This window comes from Microbacterium sp., assembly GCF_011620715.1.
Classification (GTDB): Bacteria; Actinomycetota; Actinomycetes; order Actinomycetales; family Microbacteriaceae; genus Microbacterium.
Genome location: NZ_WOYP01000052.1, coordinates 1 through 3694, shown reverse-complemented (window position 1 = coordinate 3694; position 3694 = coordinate 1). Strand labels below are relative to the sequence as shown.

The following is a 3694-nucleotide window of genomic DNA, read 5'->3' as shown; positions in this document are numbered from 1 at the left end:
GTGGTGCAATGGCGCCCTACCGCATTCTGGACCTGACGAGCCAGCCTGGCTGGCTTGCAGGGCGGGTCTTGGCAGATCTCGGTGCCGAGGTCATCAAGGTCGAGCCACCTGGAGGCGACCCCGGTCGTCGGGTCGGCCCGTTCCTGGATGACCAGCCGGGGGATGACAACGGCCTCCGGTGGTTGTTCCAGAATCGCGGCAAGCGATCGATCGTGCTGGATCTCGAGACGCGTGAAGGTCAGGACTTGCTCAAGAAGCTCGCCGCGACAGCGCACGCGCTCATCGAGAGCTTTCCCCCCGGGTGGATGGCGGATCGCGGAATCGGCTATGAGGACCTTGCTGCGGTCAACCCGGCACTGGTGTACACCGCGATCACGCCATTCGGGCAGACCGGTCCGTACGCGGGGTATCAGGGTTCGGACATCGTGCTGGCCGCGATGGGCGGACAGGCCTATGTCACCGGGGATCCGGATAGGCCGCCGGTGCGGCCATCCGTTCCCCAGTTCGAACAGCACGGCGCCGTCGAGGCCGCCGCCCAGACGGCTATAGCGCTATTCCATGCCCGGGAGACCGGAGCCGGGCAGTTCGTGGATGTCAGCAGTCAGCTCGCCACCATTCGAACCCTGATGAATGCGACTCAGTTCCCGGCGCTGGAAGGCTACGATCTCACGAGGCAAGGCGGTCTGCTCGCCATCGGCGCGGGCCGCTTCCGGACGATCTACGAGGTCGATGACGGCACCGTCACATTGATGGTGGTGGGCGGTCCCATCGGCGCGCTGATCATGGGCCAGGTTGTGAAGTGGATGACCGATCGAGGTGTCGCCGACGAGTGGCTGCAGTCGATCGACTGGATGGCGATGGACTTCGGAGCTCTTGCGGCGCGAGGTGAGGAGGGCCGCGCCGAGATGGATCGGATCAGCGCCGCGCTGCAAGAGGGGTTCCGAGGCGTGACGATGGCGAGGGCGTACGACGCCGCTCTGCAGTATCGCTTCCTGCTCGCGCCGAACAACTCGGTCGCCGAGATCCGGCAGGACGAGCAGCTCGCGGCGCGCGAGTACTTCGTTCCGGTGGACCATGGTGAGCGCGGGTCGGTGATCTATCCGGGCCCGTGGGTGAAGCTCGGAGGAACACCGTTGAGGGACTCCCCTAGAGCGCCGGGGATCGATGCTGACCGCGCCGAGATCCTTTCCGAACTCACCCCCCTGAGTGTCTCGCCGCCGCATCCGGAACGGGCCCAAAGCGACATATTCAAGGGCCTGAAGGTCTGGGACATGTCGTGGGTCGGCGTCGGACCGCTCACTGCGAGGTACCTCGCCGACTATGGGGCGACCGTCGTCCGTCTCGATTCGGCGACCAGGCCGGAGAGTCTTCGGCAGGCTCCGCCGTACAAGGGTGGCCGTCCGGGGCTGAACAACACGATGTTCTACGGCGACTACAACGCGTCCAAGCTCGGTCTTGGGCTCAACCTCTCGACGACCGAGGCGCGGCAGATCGCGTTGGAACTCATCTCCTGGGCCGACGTGCTGTTGGAGTCATTCACTCCCGGGAACATGGCTCAGTGGGGACTTGACTGGGAGACCATCAAGGAGATCAACCCCTCTTTGGTGATGTTGTCGACGTGCATGCAGGGTCAGACCGGGCCTCGAGCGGCATACCCCGGATACGGGAACTTGATGGCCGGTCTGTCGGGTTTCTACCGCATCACCGGGTGGCCCGACCGGCTGCCAGTCCCCGTGTACGGTGCATACAGCGACTTCATCTGCCAGCGGTTCGCGACCGCCGCCGTGGTAGCGGCGTTGGATCACAGCAGACGCACCGGTGAAGGTCAGCACATCGACCTGTCACAGTATGAAGGCGCTTTGCAGCTGCTGGGTACCGAGCTGCTGGACTTCGAGGTGAATGGCGCAGTCGCCGTCCGGAAGGGCAACCGCGACGACGTCGCCGCGCCGCACGGAATCTATCCATGCGCAGGAGAGGATCGCTGGGTCGCCATCGCGTGCTTCACCGACAGCCATTGGCAGGCGTTGACTGCTGCCATGGGTTCGCCGGAATGGGCGGCGGACCCAGCGCTCGCAACGGCTGAAGGGCGCCGGAGCGCGGCCGACGAGCTCGACGAGCGCATCGCGGAGTGGACGGCGTCGCGCACCTCGCAAGACGTGTTCGAACTGCTGCAGCCGAACGTGCCCGCGGGTCCGGTGCACAGTCAGTCCGACTTGTTCGCCGATCCGCAGATCCGACACCGCGGCTACTTCGTGGATCTAGAGCACCCGGTGATGGGCACAGTGCCCTACAACGGAATGCAGGCCATCATGTCGAAGACTCCGGCATGGCTGCGCAAGGCGTCTCCCACTGTAGGCGAGGACTCGTTCTTCGTCCTCGAGGAGATCCTCGGCTACTCGCCCGATCGCACAGGCGAACTCGTCGCCGCCGGCGCGGTGGAGATCATGGGGGACTGACACATCATGCGACCGCTTACCGCAACGCTCACTTTGGAGGATGCTCGATGAATTTCGCGTTTGATGAAGACCAGGAAGAGTTCCGCGCTACGCTGCGTCGGTTCTTGGAGCAGGTTTCACCCTTGTCGTCGACCCGGGAACTGATGGCGGAGCCGCTGGCCTTCTCGCCGGAGGTCTGGCGTCGAGCCAGCGATCAAGTCGGATTGCCCGGCTTGGTCGTGTCGGAAGAGGACGGCGGTCAGGGCCTGTCGTTCTTGGAGTTGGTGATCGCGGCCGAGGAGCTCGGGCGCGTCGTGTCGGGCATGCCGTTCCTGTCGACCACATCGGCGATTCTGGCGATCCAGGCTGCCGGCTCGTCTGAACAACGGGCGCAATTGTTGCCCGCGCTGGCGTCCGGTGACCAGACGGCGGCCTTGGCTACGGCGGAGCCCGGCGAGGGGTGGGGTCCTGATGGCATCGGTGTGACCGCATCCGGTGACGGCGATGAGGTCGTCCTGAATGGGCGGAAGTCGTACGTGCTCGACGGGGGCAGCGCCGACCTCATCGTGGTGTCCGCGCGTCGCGAGGGCACGGTGGGCGAAGACGGGATTGTGCTCGTCGTCGTCGAAGGCGATGCCCCTGGCGTGTCGCGGCGAGTGCTCGACTCGATGGACCAGACCCGTCGCATGGCGGAGATCACGCTCAAGGACGCCAAGGGCAGGCTCCTGGAGAATGGTTCGTGGTCAACGCTGGCGAGGACGTTGGACCGAGTCGAAGTGTTGCTTTCCGCAGAAATGATCGGCGGTGCTCAGGTCTGTTTGGAGCGCGCTGTGGACTACGCGCAGAAGCGGCACCAGTTCGGCCGGGCGATCGGGTCGTTCCAGGCGATCAAGCACCTGTGCGCCGATATGTTCGTGGAGATCGAGTCGGCGAAGGCAGCAGTGTATTACGCGGCATGGGCGGCAGACGAGGACAACGAAGAGTTGCCCGTGCTCGCGCCGCTCGCAAAGGCATACGCGTCACAGGCGTACTTCTTCGCCGCAAGCGAATCGCTCCACGTGCACGGCGGTATCGGATTCACCTGGGCTGACGATTCGCATCTGTACTTCAAGCGGGCCAAGGTGACCGAGCTGCTGTACGGCGATGCCACCGCGAACAAGGAGCTGCTCGCGCAGCGGCTCGGACTCTGATGATGATGATGATGGAAAGGGTGAAGCGATGACCGAGCGCCGATCGGCGGACCCGGACCTGTTCCGGGC

General features: G+C 64.8%; 2 protein-coding genes. Both read left to right on the top strand.

Going from position 1 to position 3694, the window contains the following annotated elements:
- Positions 1 to 2456, top strand: a 2456-nt coding sequence (locus QZV84_RS05090; RefSeq protein ID WP_292826293.1) for a CoA transferase, incomplete at its 5' end; no start/stop codon positions are given.
- A 47-nt stretch (positions 2457 to 2503) separates the two neighbouring features.
- A complete protein-coding gene (locus QZV84_RS05085; protein WP_292826290.1) occupies positions 2504 to 3625 on the top strand; it encodes an acyl-CoA dehydrogenase family protein in 1122 nt (373 codons plus the stop codon).
- Positions 3626 to 3694 lie beyond the last annotated feature (69 nt).

What these genes read in the sequence shown, in the direction of transcription:
- QZV84_RS05085 (WP_292826290.1), top strand. Translation starts at nt 2,504, where the DNA reads ATGAATTTCGCGTTTGATGAAGACCAGGAAGAGTTCCGCGCTACGCTG.